This is a genomic window from Roseiarcus fermentans, assembly GCF_003315135.1.
Taxonomy (GTDB): domain Bacteria; phylum Pseudomonadota; class Alphaproteobacteria; order Rhizobiales; family Beijerinckiaceae; genus Roseiarcus; species Roseiarcus fermentans.
On sequence record NZ_QNRK01000006.1, the window covers coordinates 184,140 to 200,790 of the forward strand.

At 69.9% G+C, this 16,651-nt stretch carries 12 protein-coding genes; 3 read left to right on the forward strand and 9 right to left on the reverse strand.

The annotated features are described in order from the left end of the window. Window positions 1–31: 31 nt before the first annotated feature. The 4 genes from DFR50_RS07220 to DFR50_RS07235 all read right to left on the reverse strand — a co-directional run bounded on the left by DFR50_RS07220 (window position 32) and on the right by DFR50_RS07235 (window position 5,229). A complete protein-coding gene (locus tag DFR50_RS07220) occupies window positions 32–1,108 on the reverse strand; it encodes a branched-chain amino acid ABC transporter permease (protein ID WP_113888523.1) in 1,077 nt (358 codons plus the stop codon). Window positions 1,109–1,218: 110 nt separating this feature from the next. Next, the gene (locus DFR50_RS07225) at window positions 1,219–2,175 is read right to left on the reverse strand and encodes a branched-chain amino acid ABC transporter permease (protein WP_113888524.1); all 957 of its coding nucleotides are present in this window, start codon (window positions 2,173–2,175) and stop codon (window positions 1,219–1,221) included. A gap of 301 nt (window positions 2,176–2,476) precedes the next feature. Then, window positions 2,477–3,259, reverse strand: a complete 783-nt coding sequence (locus DFR50_RS07230; protein ID WP_113888525.1) for an ABC transporter ATP-binding protein — start codon at window positions 3,257–3,259, stop codon at window positions 2,477–2,479. Further along, a complete protein-coding gene (locus DFR50_RS07235; protein WP_245427411.1) occupies window positions 3,256–5,229 on the reverse strand; it encodes an AMP-binding protein in 1,974 nt (657 codons plus the stop codon). Before DFR50_RS07235 ends, DFR50_RS07230 begins: the two co-directional genes overlap by 4 nt. 491 nt (window positions 5,230–5,720) lie before the next feature. On the opposite strand from DFR50_RS07235, the gene nifA reads away from it, so the two are divergent. Continuing rightward, window positions 5,721–7,505, forward strand: a complete 1,785-nt coding sequence (nifA, locus tag DFR50_RS07240) for a nif-specific transcriptional activator NifA (RefSeq protein ID WP_113888527.1) — start codon at window positions 5,721–5,723, stop codon at window positions 7,503–7,505. A 290-nt stretch (window positions 7,506–7,795) separates the two neighbouring features. On the opposite strand, the gene DFR50_RS07245 is transcribed toward nifA, so the two are convergent. The 3 genes from DFR50_RS07245 to DFR50_RS07255 all read right to left on the reverse strand — a co-directional run bounded on the left by DFR50_RS07245 (window position 7,796) and on the right by DFR50_RS07255 (window position 10,110). Then, the gene (locus DFR50_RS07245) at window positions 7,796–8,347 is read right to left on the reverse strand and encodes a hypothetical protein (RefSeq protein WP_113888528.1); all 552 of its coding nucleotides are present in this window, start codon (window positions 8,345–8,347) and stop codon (window positions 7,796–7,798) included. A gap of 74 nt (window positions 8,348–8,421) precedes the next feature. Then, the gene (locus DFR50_RS07250; protein WP_170153091.1) at window positions 8,422–8,865 is read right to left on the reverse strand and encodes a globin domain-containing protein; all 444 of its coding nucleotides are present in this window, start codon (window positions 8,863–8,865) and stop codon (window positions 8,422–8,424) included. Window positions 8,866–9,558: 693 nt separating this feature from the next. Continuing rightward, complete coding sequence (locus DFR50_RS07255) at window positions 9,559–10,110, reverse strand: hypothetical protein (RefSeq protein WP_113888530.1); 552 nt, start codon at window positions 10,108–10,110, stop codon at window positions 9,559–9,561. A gap of 542 nt (window positions 10,111–10,652) precedes the next feature. On the opposite strand from DFR50_RS07255, the gene DFR50_RS32475 reads away from it, so the two are divergent. Then, window positions 10,653–13,349 (forward strand): hypothetical protein, encoded by a 2,697-nt coding sequence (locus tag DFR50_RS32475; protein ID WP_210208828.1) that lies wholly within the window; start codon window positions 10,653–10,655, stop codon window positions 13,347–13,349. Here DFR50_RS32475 and DFR50_RS07275 read toward each other — a convergent pair. Further along, window positions 13,253–14,194, reverse strand: a complete 942-nt coding sequence (locus DFR50_RS07275; protein ID WP_210208829.1) for a glycoside hydrolase family 25 protein — start codon at window positions 14,192–14,194, stop codon at window positions 13,253–13,255. The genes DFR50_RS32475 and DFR50_RS07275 overlap by 97 nt on opposite strands. Window positions 14,195–14,376: 182 nt before the next feature. Here DFR50_RS07275 and DFR50_RS07280 point away from each other — a divergent pair, with 182 nt between their 5' ends. Continuing rightward, a complete protein-coding gene (locus DFR50_RS07280) occupies window positions 14,377–15,315 on the forward strand; it encodes a polysaccharide deacetylase family protein (protein WP_113888532.1) in 939 nt (312 codons plus the stop codon). Between the two features lie 29 nt (window positions 15,316–15,344). Here DFR50_RS07280 and DFR50_RS07285 read toward each other — a convergent pair whose 3' ends face one another. After that, window positions 15,345–16,415 (reverse strand): AraC family transcriptional regulator, encoded by a 1,071-nt coding sequence (locus DFR50_RS07285; protein ID WP_113888533.1) that lies wholly within the window; start codon window positions 16,413–16,415, stop codon window positions 15,345–15,347. Between the last annotated feature and the right edge of the window lie 236 nt (window positions 16,416–16,651).

A 16,651-nucleotide genomic window follows, 5' to 3' on the forward strand; every position in this document is an offset into this window, starting at 1 on the left:
CTCCGCTTTGTCATGGTTTTGTGCGCGCTCATCAGTATGGGAACGGCCAGACGCGCAGCTTCTGCTTCGCCGTTCGCCACAACCGCGCGAGCCCGTGCGGCTCGGCGATCAGGAAGACGACGATCAGGATTCCGGTGATCATGGTCGTCAGCTGATCGACCCGGGCGGCCTCGATCGGCAGGCCGACCATCGGCGGCAGCGCCCGGAGCGCGATCGGCATCAGGTGCATGACCGTCGCGCCGAAGAAGGCGCCCACGATCGAGCCGAGGCCGCCGATGATGACGATGAACAAGATCTCGAACGACAGGTCGATGTTGAACGCCGCGGGTTCGGCGGCGCCGAGCCACAGGAACACCATCAGCGCGCCGGCGACGCCGACGATGAACGACGACACCGCGAAGGCGAGGAGCTTTGCGTTGAGCAGGCGGATGCCGATCAGCTGCGCCGCAATGTCCATGTCGCGCACCGCCATCCACATCCGCCCGATCCGGCCGTGCACGATGTTGGAGGCGATCCAGGCGAGCGCCGCGACGATGGTGAGCGCCACGAGGTAGCGGGTCGTCGGCGTCGCGTTCGGGCCGGTGACGAAAACGCCGAACAGCGTCGCGTTCGGGACTTCGATCGCGCCGGAATCATTGTCGTTGACCAGCCACGGCACGCGGGAAAAACACCATTCGAGGAAGAACTGCGCCGCCAGCGTCGCCACCGCCAGGTAGAAGCCCTTGATGCGCAGGCTCGGCAGGCCGAACGCGACGCCGACCGCCGCCGAGACGAAGCCGCTCGTGACGATCCAGACGAGGATGTTCACCTGCGGGAACGCGGTCTCGAGCTTGTAGCAGGCGTAGGCCCCGACCCCCATGAAGGCGCCCGTGCCGAGCGACAGGAGGTCGGTGTAGCCGGTGAGCAGGTTGAGCCCGATCCCGGCGAGCGACAGGATCAGGAACGGGATCATCATGGTGTTCAGGAAGAACGGGCCGCCGAACGCCGGAATGATGACGAAGGCGACGAAAAGGATCAGCGCGACGCCGAAGCGGTCCTGGCGGATCGGGAAGATCGCCATGTCCGCGGCATAGGTCGTCTTGTACTGGCCGGCTTCGCGGTAGAACACGAGGATTCTCCTGCCTATGCCGTCATTGCGAGGCGAAGCCGAAGCAATCCAGCGGTCCGCGCAGCGGGTGGATTGCTTCGCTTCGCTCGCAATGACGGATGGGTATTGGCTCAGATCCGCTCAATGATCTTCTCCCCGAACAGGCCCTGGGGGCGGAACAACAGAAAGACGAGGGCGATGATGTAGGCGAGCCAGCTCTCGATGCCGCCGCCCAGCAGCGGACCCCAGTAGAATTCGCCGAGCTTCTCGCCGACGCCGATGATCAGCCCGCCGACGATCGCGCCCGGCACCGAGGTCAGGCCGCCGAGGATCAGCACCGGCAGCGCCTTCAGCGACACCACCTGCAGCGCGAACGACACGTCCGAGCGCGCGCCCCAGAAGATCCCGGTGGCGAGCGCGACGACGCCGGCGGTGAACCAGACGATGACCCAGATCTGGTCGAGCGAGACGCCGACCGAAAGCGCCGCCTGATGGTCGTCGGCGACGGCGCGCAAAGCCCGGCCGATGCGCGTCTTCTGGAAGAACACGGCGAGGCCCGCGACCATGACAATCGCGATCGCGGCCGCCGCGATGTCCAGCTTCTGCAACTGCACCCTGCCGCCGAACAGGGCGAGGTTGATCGCGCCGCTCGGCAGAAACAGCTCCTTGGTGATCATCGACTTGGGATTGCCGCCGAACACGAGCTCGCCGAAGCCGATGAGAAAATAGGTGACGCCCAGCGTCGCCATCAGCAGGATGATGTCGGGCTGGTTGACCAGCGGCCGCAACACCAGCCGCTCGACGCCGACCGCGAGGCCGTACATGACCGCGATCGTCAGGCCGAGGGCGATCCACGCCGGCACGCCCTTTTCCGCGAGGCCGACCAGCGTCAGCGCCGCGAACACCATCATGATCCCTTGCGCGAAGTTGAACACGCCCGAGGCCTTGTAGATGAGCACGAAGCCGAGCGCGATCAGCGCATAGAGGACGCCGGCGACGAAGCCCTCCCACACCGTCTGCGCCAGCAGGTCGGGGGCCGAGATCATCTGCGCGACGGGGTCGACGAAGACGGCGTGGAGGAGGTCCATGGTCAGCGCCCGGGTCGGGTGGCGCGCGCCGCGCGCGCCCCTTCTCCGCAAAGCGGGGAAGGTGGCCCGAAGGGCCGGATGGGGTGGGGGCCGCCGGCCCGATGCGTGTCGGATTGCACGGCCCTTGCCGCGAACCTGCTCGGGCCGAGACCTGCTTTCCGGACCCCATCCGGCCCTTCGGGCCACCTTCCCCAGCAAGAGCTGGGGAAGGGGTCGCGTCGCGCCTTGCGCGAATGCGGCAGCCCCGAGAAGTGGAAGGAGAGCGCGACCCCGACCTCGGGCATGCTCGTCGCATTCATCCTCAACGCCCCACGCCCAGATACGCCGCGATCACCCTCGGATCCGTCTTGACGTCGTCGGGGACGCCGTCGGCGATCTTGCGCCCGTATTCGAGCACGAGGACGCGGTCGGAGAGGTCCATCACCACGCCGATGTCGTGCTCGATCAGGGCGACGGTCAGCCCGCGCAGGCGCCTGGCCTCGACGATGAAGCGGCTCATGTCCTCCTTCTCCTCGAGGTTCATGCCCGCCATCGGCTCGTCGAGCAGCAGCAGCGTCGGCTCCATCGCCAGCGCCCGGCCGAGTTCGACCCGCTTCTGCAAGCCGTAGGGCAGGGCGCCGACCGGCGTTTTCCGGATGTGCTCGATCTCGAGGAAGTCGATGATCTCCTCGCACACGCGCCGGTGCGCGATCTCCTCGGCCAGCGCGGGGCCGTGGCGCAGCGCCTGCCAGACGAGGCCGCGCCGCATCTTGAGGCTGCGCCCGGTCATGATGTTGTCGAGCGTCGTCATCCCCTTGAACAGGGCGACGTTCTGGAACGTGCGGGCGATTCCCTGCACCGCCGCCTCGTGCGGCTTCATCCGGGCGCGGGTGCGCCCCCGGTAGGTGATCCGGCCCTCTTGCGGGTGATAGAAGCCGTTGACCACGTTGAGCATCGACGTCTTGCCGGCGCCGTTCGGGCCGATGATGGCGCGGATCTCGCCGCGCCGGATGTCGAACGACACGTCGCTGATCGCGCGCACGCCGCCGAACGACAGCGACACGGCGTCGACGGCGAGCAGGATATCGTCATACGCCTCGATCATGCCGCGCGCGCCTGCGCGCCCTTCGGGTGGAGAAGGACATCGACGATGCGCGCGGTCCCGCTGAGCTTGCCCTTGCGGCCGTCCTCGTAGGTGATCTCGGCCGCGATCGAGGCTTCGGTCGCGCCGGCGTAGAGGCCGTCGATCAGCGGCGCGTAGCGCTCGGCGATGAAGCGGCGGCGCACCTTCTGCGTCCGGGTCAGCTCGCCGTCGTCGGCGTCGAGCTCCTTGGGCAGGATCAGGAAGCGCCGGATCTGCGCGCCGGCCATCATCGGCTCGCGGCTCAGCGCCAGGTTCACCGCGTCGACATGCGCCTCGATCATCGCGGCGACACGCGGATGGGCGGCGAGCTCCTGGTACGAGGCGTAGGCGATGGCGTTGCGCTCGGCCCAGTTTCCGACCGAGGCGAGCTCGATGTTGATCATCGCGGCGACGAAGTCGCGCCCGTCGCCGATCGCCACCGCCTCGCGGATGTTGGGGAAGAACTTCAGCTTGTTCTCGATGTATTTCGGCGCGAACAACTGCCCGCCGGCGAGCCGGCCGACGTCCCTGGCCCGGTCGACGATCTTGAGCTGGCCGTCCGGCTCGAAGAAGCCGGCGTCGCCCGTCCTGACCCAGCCGTCCTCGGTCAGCGCCTCGGCGGTCTTGTCGGGCTCGCGGAAGTAGCCGACGAACTGCCCCGGCGACTTGAACTGCACTTCGCCGTCGGGCGCGATGCGCAGCTCGACATGCGGCGCGGGCGGCCCGACCGCGTCCGAGCGCACCGCCCCGTCGGCCTGCGCGGTGACGTAGAGAAACGCCTCGGTCTGGCCGTAGAGCTGCTTCAGGTTGAGCCCGATCGAGCGATAGAAGGCGAACAGATCCGAGCCGATCGCCTCGCCCGCGGTATAGGCGACGCGGATGCGCGAGAAGCCGAGCGCGTTCTTGAGCGGCGCGTAGATGACGAGGTCGCCGAAGGCGTAGGCGAGCCGTGCGAAAACCGGGACGTTTTCGCCGTTGGCGATTGCTTCGCCCCAACGCTTCGCCACGTCCATGAAACGGCGGTAGAGCCACTTCTTGACCGCGCCTGCGTCCTCCATTCGGATCTGCACCCGGGTCAACAGCGCTTCGAACACACGGGGCGGGGCGAAGTGGAAAGTCGGGCCGATCTCGCGCAGGTCGTTCTCCGCGGTGTCGGCGCTTTCCGGGCAGGCCATGCAGAAGCCCGCGACGTAGCCTTGCGCGTAGTTGAGGTAGTGGTCGCCGACCCAGGCGAGCGGCAGATAGGCCAGCACCTCGTCGCGGTCGGTGAGTCGATCGAAGGCGACGGTGTCGCGCGCCGCGGCGATGCAGCGCTCGGCCGTCAGCACCACGCCCTTCGAGCGCCCCGTGGTGCCGGAGGTATAGAGAATGACCGAGGGGTCCGAGCCCCGGCCTTCGTCGATGCGCCGGTCGAGGTCGGATGCAATTGCGCCGTCCCGGAGCGCCGCGCGGCCTTTTGCCATCACGGCTTCGAGCGGGGCGAGACCGGGCTCGTCGGCGCCGTCGAGGCCGCGCGGCTCGTCGTAGAGAATGCGCCGGACGCCGGGCAGGCGATCGCGGGTCGACAGAATCTTGTCGACCTGTTCCTGATCCTGCGCGACGACGACGGAGGCTCGCGAATGGTCGAGCAGCGTCGCGAGTTCGTCGGCGACGGCGTCGGCGTAGAAGGGCGCCGGGATCGCGCCGACCATCTGCGCCGCCGTGATCGACCAGTAGAGTCTCGGTCGGTTGGCGCCGACGATCGCCAGCGTCTCGCCGCGCTCGAGCCCGAGCGCGAGGAGCCCAGCCGCCAGCGCGCGCGTCTCGTCGTAGACTTGCGCCCAGGTCCACGTCTGCCAGAGGCCGAGATCCTTGTGCCGGAAGGCCGCGCGGCCGCCGCGCGCGGAGGCATGCCCCCGCAGGAGCTTTGCGAACGTATCGCCCGCAACGCCTCGTTCGCGCGCCGACCCCAAGCCGCTCCTCCCGTGCCCGCCCGGCGACGCTTGTGTCGCTCTTCCTCGGCTGGCGGCGGAGTATCGACAGCGCGCTCCCGTTTTCAACAGCCCTACGTTCGTCGGGGGGGTAGCGAGGCGATTCGCTCGCGCGGGGCGTCGCTCGTCCGTGTTGCGCTGCACAATTGTGAGGCGCCGAACGCAGCCGTCTTGGCGAGAGCCCGTGGGGTCGGCGGCCGCTGGGCGCGCGGTCGGGGAACTTTCCGCGCCAAAATCCGCAACACGGCGCCGTCCGATGCCGCTCCGGCGAAGCATTCGAGCAGGTTCGCCGCGGGAAGATCCGATTTTTCCGCTGGTCAAGATGAATTCGAATTGAGCAGAACGCGAGTTTCGGCGCCGGATGTTTGCGCACGACAGAAACGTGACGCTGTGGCAGATTTCTCCCAGCAAACAGCGATCGGACTCTTCCGTCTGGAACGGGGCGGACAAAGGAGCTTGCTGTGACTGTCATCATGCCTCCCGGAGCGATATCCGGGTCCGCGAACTTCATCCGTCGGCGCAGGCCGTCGCCCGACATCGCCCTCAAGGGGCTCTATGAGATCTCCAAGATCCTGAACGGGGCGGCGCGCCTCGACCAGATGCTCGGCAACGTGATCAACGTGCTCACGAGCTTCCTCGACATGCGGCTCGGGATGATCGTGATCCTCGACGGCGACGGCGAGCCTGAGATCATCGCTACCGCCGGCTGGGCGAGCGAAGCAAACGGCAAACCGATCGAGACCCTGCCGAGCGCCGTCATCGACCGCCTCGTGGCGACGGCGACCCCGGTGGTCGCGGAGGACGTCGCCCACGATCCGCTGTTCGCGCGCGCCGCCGGGCTGATCGCGCGCCGCATCGGCGCCAGATCGACCTTCCTCGGCGTTCCGATCAAGTCCGACGAGAAGGTGATCGGCACGCTGTCGATCATGCGCGCCTGGGACGAGGAGAACGCCGGCGGCTTCGACGCCGACCTGAGCTTCCTCAGGATGGTGGCCAACCTCGTCGGCCAGACGGTGCGGCTGCACCGCATGCTGGCGGCCGAGCGCAAGCGGTTCCTCGACGAGCGGCGCACGCTGGAGAAGGCGCTCGCCGAGCAACTGGCGGAGACCCGGGCGCCGCTGCCGAAACTCAGCGGCATCGTCGGCGAGAGCCCGGCGATCCGCAAGGTCATGGAGACGATCGCGGTGGTCGCCAGGACCAACACGACCGTGCTCCTGCGCGGCGAGAGCGGCACCGGCAAGGAATTGTTCGCCCGCGCCATCCACGAACTGTCGCCGCGCAAGGCGAAGGCGTTCATCAAGCTCAATTGCGCGGCGCTGCCCGAAAGCGTGCTCGAATCGGAGCTGTTCGGCCACGAGAAGGGCTCGTTCACCGGCGCCGTCGGCCAGCGCGCCGGGCGTTTCGAACTCGCCCACGGCGGCACCCTGCTGCTCGACGAGATCGGCGAGATTTCGGCCTCCTTCCAGGCGAAACTCCTGCGCGTGCTGCAGGAGGGCGAGTTCGAGCGCGTCGGCGGCAACCGCACCCTGAAGGTCGACGTGCGCCTGATCTGCGCGACCAACAAGAACCTCGAGCAGGCGGTGGCGAAGGGCGAGTTCCGCGCCGATCTCTACTATCGGATCAACGTGATCCCGATCCTGCTGCCGCCTCTGCGCGAGCGGCCGGGCGACATCGGGCTGCTCGCGCGCTCCTTCGTCGAGCGGTTCAACGCCGAGAACGGGCGCAAGGTGTCGATCAACCAGAGCGGCATGGACCTGCTCAAGCGCTGCTCGTTCCCGGGCAACGTCCGCGAGCTGGAAAACTGCGTCCGCCGCGCCGCGACGCTGGCGCGCGGCGACGTGGTCGGCCGGGAGGACCTGTCCTGCACCGCCGGCGAGTGCCTGTCGTCGCAACTGTGGACCGGCGGCCGGCACGGGCCGGTCGATCCGATCGCCGAGCTCGCCAGCGGGCGCACGATCGCGGCCCCCGCCTACGAGCGGCCGCGGCCCGCCGCCGCTCCGCCGCCTGCGCCGACGCCGGCTCCGGCGCCCGACGATGAGGACGATTTTCCCGACGAGACGGCCGCCCGGGCCTGCGAGCACGCCGATTCCGGCGACTGTCCGGCGATCGCCTCGCGGCTCACCGAGAAGGAGCGCCTGCTCGACGCCATGGAGCGCGCCGGCTGGGTCCAGGCCAAGGCCGCCCGCATCCTCAACATCACCCCGCGCCAGATCGGCTACGCCTTGAGGAAATACCGGATCGAGATGAAGCATTTCTGAGCGACTGGCGAGGAGACGAAGAGTGACCGGGCGCCGGCGTTTCTTGTCGCCGCGCTCGGCGCGCGGCGAGCGGCCGCGTCGACAACGACGCCCCGGCATCCGCCCCGGTTACAGCGAAGAGAGGTGACTGCCGAGCGGGGCGTGGCAGCGGCCGGCGCGGTCTTCAACAGGAGGGCGCGCGGCCCGCGCGTCCGCGCGGCGGGGCGCCGCCCGCCCCCTCCCAGGGCGTCCCCTGTCCCGTTCCTCGCGCACAACCGCCGCAGGCGTTGCGAACGGAAGTAGAATACTCGCTATTCGCTGCTCGCTCCCGCCGCCAACTTGACCGGCAGCCAGTCGGCGAAGGCGCGCGCAAGCGCATCGACGCGGCGCTCGAGCGCTGGCTGCTCCAACTGGCCCAACGACAGGTCGGCCTTCGAGGCGGTGTAGGGGAGCGTCGCGGTGAGGCTCGCGGTCTTCGCCTCCGCGCCGCCGCCGCTCAAAGTCGCCTCGCCCGTCATCCCGTCGATCGCGCCGCCCCCGGCGCCGACCATGCCGAGGACGACCGAGGAGATCCGAACTGCGAGCGTCGCGCCGCCGGGATCGCCGGGCGCCATCTCGGCCTCGAACGCATGGGCGATCCGGCCGGGCAGGGCGGACTGGACCCAGGCCGCGACCGGGCTCGCGTTCAGCGCCGCCAGCGCCGACGTATCGACGGTGACGGCGGCGATCTTGACGGCTGGACGAGCCTCGGGCTGAACCGCCGCCGGTTTCGGCGCGTCGCAGGCCGCGAGCGCGCAGGCGAGCGCGGCGGCGATCGCGAGCGCGCTCCGTCGGGTCGGGGAACTGGCCAACGCCATGGTCATCGCCGATCGCGCGTCGGGCGTCGCCCCGCATGGCGCCGGACGAGGGGCGAGGCGCCTGCGCACGGTGACCGGCCTCAGGCGCCGTCGCCGGCCGATTCGCGCCGGTCCGCGCCCGGGTCGATGTCGTTGCGATTGCGCATGTGGTTGGCGAAGGCCGCGAGTTTCGCCCCGAACTCGGCGCGGGCGACGGGGTCGACGATGGTCTGGTCGAGCGCCGCGCCCGCGCATTTGAGCCACATGTCGCGCTCATCGGTTGCGATCGGCACGTGCAGATGGCGGGCGCGCATGAACGGCGGCCCGTAAAGCTCGGGATAGAGCGGCGGCCCGCCGACGAAACCGCTCAGAAAAGCGACCAGCCTGCGCTTCAGGTCGTCGAGGTCCGCCGGGTGCAGGTCCCAGATGCGCGCGACCGCCGGATCGCTCTCCATCGCTTCATAGAAGCGCGCGACGAAGCCTTCGAGCGCAGCCGCGCCGCCGATGCGGAGGTAGAGGGAGGGGCTGGGGGTCTCGGCGTTCAAGGGGGCGCTCGTCTGCTTTTCGTGCGGCCGGGACTTCAGCGCACGGATCGCGTCGTCCGTCAACGGTGCGCGTTCACCACGAAGGACACGAAGGGCCACGAAGCCTTCGTGGTTCTTGGTGTCCTTTGTGTTGAATCTCCCGGCCGCCCCCGATCAGCGCCCCTCGCGACAGCAACGGCCCCGACGCCGTCAGGCGGAGCGGGGCCTTGGGTCGACTTTGCGAACCCTTCTGAGATGCTGCAGATGCTCTTGTCGGCGATTTTACGCTTGGCCTTCGCGTTCGTCGTCGATCCTGATTGTCATCGATGTTGAAAGCGCTCTTTGCTCTGGCATATGGAGCTCCGAAACGCCTCGACTTCAGCGACGCCGAAGTCGGCTCTTCATGCCCGGTGGAGTCAAGCTCACCCCACTTTCTGCCGTGCTCTTCAGCCCCGGCTCAGGATCGTCGCCTCTCCGGACCAAAGCCCTCGCGACGACTTGATGACAGTCTTCTCCTCTTCACGATGACTGTCAAATGAATTTTGAGCACACTGCGAACCTGTGTTCCGGCGCGATGGCGCGTGGCCGGCGTCGCCTCCCTGCCGACTTCGACAGCCGCGCATCCCGCTCGTGGCGAGAAGGCCCGCGCGCCTCTTCCGAACAGCCGGCCTCGCCGTCTGCGCGGCGGCTCGGGGCCGTCCCGCAGGCGCCCGTTCAGGGAGAGTCGGGCTGTCGCTTTTCCCGGGACGGCCGCTCCTTCTCGACGACCGGCGCGGCGGGCGTCTCGGCGACCGTCGGCGGGGCGGCCGCGGCTTCGGGCGTCGACGCGGGGGCCTTTTCGTCGCCTGGCGGGCGCGCGGCGGCGGGTTCGACCGGACGGGCCGGGCCGACCCCGAGCGTCGGCCAGCCGAGCCAGGTCGAAAGCGGCGCCGGATCAGCGATCAGGGCTTTCGGCGCCAGCGGCGACAGGCCGTGCAGGAGGACGGGCAGCCCGAGCCAATTCGACAGCGGCGTGGCCGGGTCCTGACTTCTGGGCCGCGCCCCGAGCGGGCCGCTGTCCTCCTGCGCCCCCAGATCCTTCGACGGCCCATGGCTGTCGAGAATGCGCGCCGCCTTGGCCCCCTGGCCGAACGGCGGGTCGACCGAGACGGTGACGCGACCCGGGTCGAACGAGGCCTGCACCTCGCCGAAACCGCTGGAAGACAGCTCGTCGATCGCCGCTTTGGCCCGCCCGGCGTCCGCATAGGTTCGCTTCTCGATCGCCATTCTTTCACTCCGAATGTCTCGACAGGCGCTACGGCCGCGGGGCTTTCGCCCGCGGCGCCGAACCGTGATCGACGCCGACCGTGACGGCGCCCGTGGGTTGCGAGATTGCCGGCCGATTACGCAAAAGGTGTGGCGATCACGGGCGGCGAAGCGGGCCGGATTACGCTCATGCGGCGGCGATCGGGATCGCCGAGCCCATCCGGACTTTGCCGCCGAAGCCCGCCCCCGGCCCTCGTTTGCGCCCGGATCGCCGCGCCGATCGACGTCGATTGTGAACGCCCTGAACCCACGCGCGAGATCGACCGAGCCGTTGCGAAAGCAATCGCCTCCCTCGATGCCGTCGAAGCGCCAATGGAACGATGTCAATCGTCCGGTCGTTTGTTGACAGTCACAATTATGATTTGAATGACAATGCCTTTTTTAGCATTTCAGAGAGAACTTGGGAACGATTTGACGCGATTTTGACGCATTTCAGGTGAGACAATCTCTCCATATTCTGACCGACGTCTGACCGCAACGCGGCGAATTCGGGGAGGACGGCGATGACCCCATGCGACCTGCGATGTCCTGCCGTCCACGTCCTGGCCGCTTGCGCGGCGATGGCCGTTGCGCAGGCGTGGGTCGGGCCGGCGCGCGCCCAGAATATTGTCGAGGTCCACGGCGCGCCCGGCCAGACGGGGCCGGACGGAGCGGCGCCGGGCGCGTCCGGCGGCTCCGGCGGAGCGGGAGAGCCGGCGACCGCGCTCAATGCCGAGGGCGGGTACGACACCAATTACGCGGAGGCTTACGGCGGCGCTGGCGGCATGGGCGGCGCCGGCGCCGCCGGCGGCAACGCCGGGGCCGGAGGGGCTGGCGGGGCGGCGGTCTCGTCGGCGCAGGCCGGGCCGATCGACGGGGCGGATGCGGGCGCTTATTCGGTAGGCGGGTCCGGCGGCGCCGCCGGACCCGCGGGCGCGGGCGGGGCGGGCGCCGCCGGGGGCGCCGGCGGCGCGGTCCACGCCACGAGCTCGGTGTCGGGCGGCTTCGACGTCTACAGCCAGGCCACGGGCATTGGAGGCGCCGGCGGCGCGGCGGCCTTCAAGGGCGGCGCCGGCGGCGCCGGCGGCGGCGGGAGCGTCTCGGCGACGGGCTCTTCGTCCTCCGGCGGCTTCCTCGACGGCGTCGCCGCCCTGACCGGCGGCGACGGCGGCGCGGGCGCGTTGGGCGCCGACGGGGGCGCGGGCGCGGCGGTGTCGCTCGACAATGTCGTGTCCGGGTCGACGACCGGCGGCGAGCAATTCAGCCAGACCGCGGCCGGCGGCGCCGGCGGCTCGACCACCGGCGGCGCCTCGGCGGGACACGCCGGCGCGGGCGGCGCGGCCTCGTCGACGATCACCGTGACGGGGGGAACCCAGAGCGGGATCAGCGCCTCGACCGTGGCGCAGGGCGGCAATGGCGGCTCCACCGACGGCGGCGCCGCGTTGGCGGGAGCGGCCGGCTCGGCACAGGCGACGACCGTATTGACCGGCGTCGGCATCTCTGCCTTCGGAGGAAGCGCCGCGACCGGCGGGAACGGCGGCGGCGTGGAGTCGGGCACGGCGCTGGACGGCGGGCAGGCGGCGGCTTCCGCCGTGGTCCACACGTCGATTGACAATTCCCTTTACGGAACCTCGGCGGATGTGACCGCTCAGGGAGGAAACGGCGGCGCGTCGCACGACGGATCGGGCGGCGCAGGCGGAAACGCTTCGGCGAACGCCGTGTCGACGACGACCGGTTCGAACGACGTCTACTACACCTACGCATTTTCATCCGCGGTCGGCGGGTCGGGCGGCGCGGCGGCCGGCGCGGGCGTCGGCGGCGCGGGCGGGACGGCGACGGCGACGGCGGCCGGCGCCGTGATCAACGGCCAGGCGGCCTATCGGGCCAGCGTCCAGGGCGGCGACGGCGGCGCGGGCGGCTATGGCGCGGCCGGCGGCGCGGGCGCGTCGGAGAGCCTCACGAACGCCGTGACGGGAACGACATCGGGATCGCTGTCGCTCACGCAGACCGCCGGCGGCGGGGCCGGCGGATCGACCTTCGGCGGCGCGCCCTCGGGCGTCGCCGGCGCGGGCGGAGCCGCGTCCTCGAGCCTCGCGGTGAATGACGGACGATCGTCGGCTCTGACCGTCACGATCACCGCCACCGGCGGCGCCGGCGGCTCGACGAACACCGGCGCCGCCGGCGCCGGCGGCCTGGCGAGCGCCATCCTCGACGCCGCGTCGACGACGGCCTCGCAGGTCGCCGGCACGGCGACGGCCGTCGCCGGCGACGCGGGGTTCAAGGTTTCGGGCCACAGCTGGGGCCTCGGCGGCGACGCAGACGCGTCGGCGTCCGTGTCGGCGAACGGCGGCGCCGGGCAAGCGACCGCCAGCGCCACGGGTGGCTACACGCGGACCGCCGGCGCAGGAAGCGCCGCGGCGCAAGCGACGCTGACCGACGCCGGTTCCGGCGCCGCATCCGCCCTGAGCACGGTTCAGGCGTGGGGCGGATCGGCGACGGCCGAGGGCGAGTCCCCGGCGGCCGGCGCCGCGACATCCGCCGCCGTCGCCGGCGTCGCGTCCGGACCGGTCGATCTCCGTCCCATCGTCGCCGGCCGGGCCGCGTCGGCGATCAGTCTCTCGCCGGGCGCCGGATCGGCCGACGGCTTCGGCGCGATGTCGGCGGGCTACGGCGGCTCCGGCAAGACCCTCGGCTATTCCGTCTCGGGCGATTTCGACTTCGTCAGCAAGGACCAGGTCTTTCACCTGACCGGCCTCGACCTCACGCTTCTGACGAACGACGTTTCAGGGACCGGTTTCGATAGCCTGACGTTGCAGGTCGACGTCGGCGGCGACGTCTACACGTACGATTTTTCCCGGCTGAGCGAGGCGCAGGCGTTCTTCGCCTCGAACGGTCTTCGGCTCGCGGGCGGAGGGCAGGCGTTCGTCGACGTCTCGCTCGTCCTGACCGGCAGCAAGCTAAACCAGGGCTTCGGCTTTGCCTATGAGGTCGCCCCGCTCGGAACCTACACCCTGATCCCGGAGCCCCCGACATGGGCCATGATCGTGATCGGGTCGGTCGGTCTGGGCTGGGGCAATCGCTTCCGCGCCCGAAAGCGGCCGCCCGCGCGCGAACGGGCCGCCGGCTATCTGTCGCCCTGCGCGGCCTCGATCGGCGCCGGGGGCGCGTCCATCGGCGCCAGGATTTCCGGCGCGGGCTGCGACGGCGGCGCTTCGGCGTAGGCCGGCGCGGGCGCCGGGGCGGCGGCTTCCTGGACCTGCGGCGGCGGCGGCGGCTCGGGCTGCGGATCGAGGGCGCGAACGTTCGGCTCGCGCAGGAACTTCGCCCATTGCTCCTGCGTGCCGTAGAAGGCGTCCTTGTCGACCTTGACGCCGATTCCCGGCACGTAGGCGTCCGACTGGTATTGCCAGAACCGCCAGATGCGGCCGCCGTATTTCACCGACGGGTGGTACTTGGTCGAGCGCACCCAGATCGGATAATCGGAGAACGCGCCGTCGGCGAGGATCGCCTGGTAGAAGTCGACCGTGGTGTAGATCACCGGCCGCTTGCCGTAGTGGCGCTCCATTTCGTTGAGCATGACCTGCATGTCGCCGATCGCCTCGGCCTGGGTGAGATGGCGTTTGCAGGTCTTGGAGGTCGGGGTCGCCTCGACGTCGAGCACCGGCGGCAGGGCGTCCGGATCGGCCGGCGCGTTCTGCTCGAACCACCTCATCTCCTCCATCGGCGGCCGGCACCAGTAGACGAAATGGTAGGCGCCGCGCGGCACGCCCGCGGCCTTGGCGCCTTCCCAGTTGGCCTGGAAGCGCTCGTCGGCGTGATCGCCGCCCTCGGTCGCCTTGATCCAGGCGAATTTCACGCCGCTGTCGGCGACCTTGTTCCAGTCGATCTCGCCCTGGAATTTCGAGACGTCGATGCCGTGGACCGGATAATCATGCGGCTGCGGACCGTCGAGGACCGCCACGTCGACCGGCCCGGTTCCGCCGCCGCAGCCGGAAAGCAGTCCCGCCAGCGCCAGCACGGCCCCCGCAATTCCTCGTGAAACCAACGTCCTGGCGTCCAGCGTCATCGACCCGTGTCCTATCCGCCCGGGTCTCGCCCGCGACCGGCGAACCCTCGACTTTCAAGCGGGTAAACTAGAACGATCTTGGTAACGCTCCGGTAAACGCTGCTCGCAGGCGGCGCGGGCGCTTGACCCGGCCGGTCCGCGATAGCAAGAAGCGGCTTTCCCTTAAGCGACAGGACTTGTCAATGCGGATCGCAGGCGCGCTGACCGCGCTCATACTCGCTGCAAACTGCGCCGCGGCGGCCGAATGCGGGCCGGACAGGCTCGGTGTCGAGCGCATCGTCAAGGTCGGAACGCAGGGGGGCCTCGAGGTCGGCCTCAAGACCTACCGGCAGACGATTCCGCTCGGCGACCACGAGGTGATCCTGACCTTCGACGACGGCCCGGACGCGGCGAGCACGCCGAAAATCCTCGACGCGCTCGCGGCCGAGTGCGTCAAGGCGACGTTCTTCGAGATCGGCCGCAACGCCGAAGCGCTGCCCGGGCTGGCCCGGCGCGAGGTTCTCGACGGGCACACGGTCGCCTTCCACACCTGGTCGCATCCGCAGCCGACGCTGCGCTACCTGCCTGGCGGCGACGCCGCGGCGCGCCAGGACATCCTCAGGGGCATGATCGCGGTCGAGAAGGCGGCCTACGGGCGCGACGTCGCCGGCGCCGAGCCGCGCGACCTCGCGCCCGAGGCGCCGTTCTTCCGCTATCCCGGCTTCGCCGACACGCCCGAACTCAACGCATGGCTCGCCGCCAACGACGTCGGCGTGTTCGGCGTCGACCTGTGGGCGTCCGACTGGATCAAGATGACGCCGGACGAGGAGCTGAAGCTGGTGATGGGCCGGCTGGCCAGGACCCATCACAAGGGGATGCTGCTCCTGCACGACAACCATCCCTGGACCGCGGCGATGGTGCCGATGCTGCTCGCGCGGCTGAAGGCGGAGGGCTACAGAATCGTGCATATGACGGGCGGGGGAGCGGGCAGCGGCCCGACCGAACCGGCGCCCCCCGGCTGGACGTCGGAGACCGAGCGCGTCGTCGGGGCGCTGAAACCCCGGCTGGAAAGGGCGGCGGGCAAGCCGGTCGCGAGCGGCCCGATCCCGGTGAAGCCCGCGCCGACGGATAATGGCCTCTAGCCGGCCGGGTCCGCGCGCCGGTCCCCCCGTCAGCTTGCCGCCGCCGGCGGTCGCCCGGGGCGGTCGAGCCGCGCCAGGAGGTCGGCGTCGTCACGCGCCGCGCCGGGGGTCGTTGCAAACCAGCGCCGGAACCCGGTGCTGAAAGCGCCGATCTCGCTATAGCCGAGGAGCCAGGCGATCTGGCACAGACTGAGCTGCTCGTTCTTGAGGTACGCGAGCGCGAGCGAACGGCGCAACGTGTCCCTGACCTCTGAAAACGAGGTTCCCTCTTCCGACAGACGGCGGATCAGCGACCGGGTCCCGATGTTGAGCGCGCGCGCGACCTCGTCGATCGACGCGCCGCCGTGCGGTAGCTTGCGATGAACCTCGGTCTCGACGGCTGCGCGGAACGATTCTTTCGCTCCGCCGAGCCGGGTCATCGCCTTGTCCGCATAGCCGCAAAGGAGCTCCAGCAAGGCCGGGTCGCCTTCGAGCGTGGGCGTGTCCAGCGTGGCGCGGTCGAACACGAGCCGGTCCGCCTCGCCGCCGAACGCGACCGGGCAGCGAAAAAAACGCTCGAAAGGATCAATCGGTCCGCTTCGGGCGTGCGAAACCGTCACGCAGGAAGGGCTCACCTGCGGCCCGGCGACGTCGCGCATGTATTTGACGAACGCTGTCATGTGATATTCGACGGTGTGCCGGAGACTCGGTCTCGGCGCCCCGACGTAGTGGAAGACGACCGTGCCGGGGCCCTCCGCGGGAAGCGCCGCTTCCAAGACGCGGCCGGCGTTCGCGATCGGGATGTAGCGCGCGTAAAGCGCGATCGCGGACCCGAGGGTCGCCGACGCCTTCAGCATGTAGAAGATCAGTCCGGTCTCGCGAAAGACCGACTCTTCGGTGAGCCGGAGACCGAACAGAGGCTCGTCCGTCGCCTCGGCGGCCAATTCGATGAGCGCGTTCTCGGCCCGCGCCGACAGGCGTCGGTCAGTGTCCGACACATCCTCCAGACAGAGCCCCGCCCGGCGAAGTACGGCGTTCGGGTCGACGCCGCGCGCCGAAAGGGCCGCCACCACACGCCGCGCAGAGACGCCGATCGACGTCGGCGACGCCCTCTTTGTCATTGTCGACGCATGGTCCCCGGCCGGTCGAACGTGTCGGGGGAGAGTAACGCGCGGCGCCGAACTGGCAAGAAGTATTCATTTTGCGGCGGAACGGATCGAAGGCGACTGCAACCTGCCGCCAGGCGGCCTCGCTCCGCCACGTCCCGTCCGTTCCGCTTCGCCGGGGAGGAAAGCGGCGCGGGCGCCGCTTACGACAGGGCAAGCCGGATCGCTCCGGGTCGTCGGCGCGGCCGCCG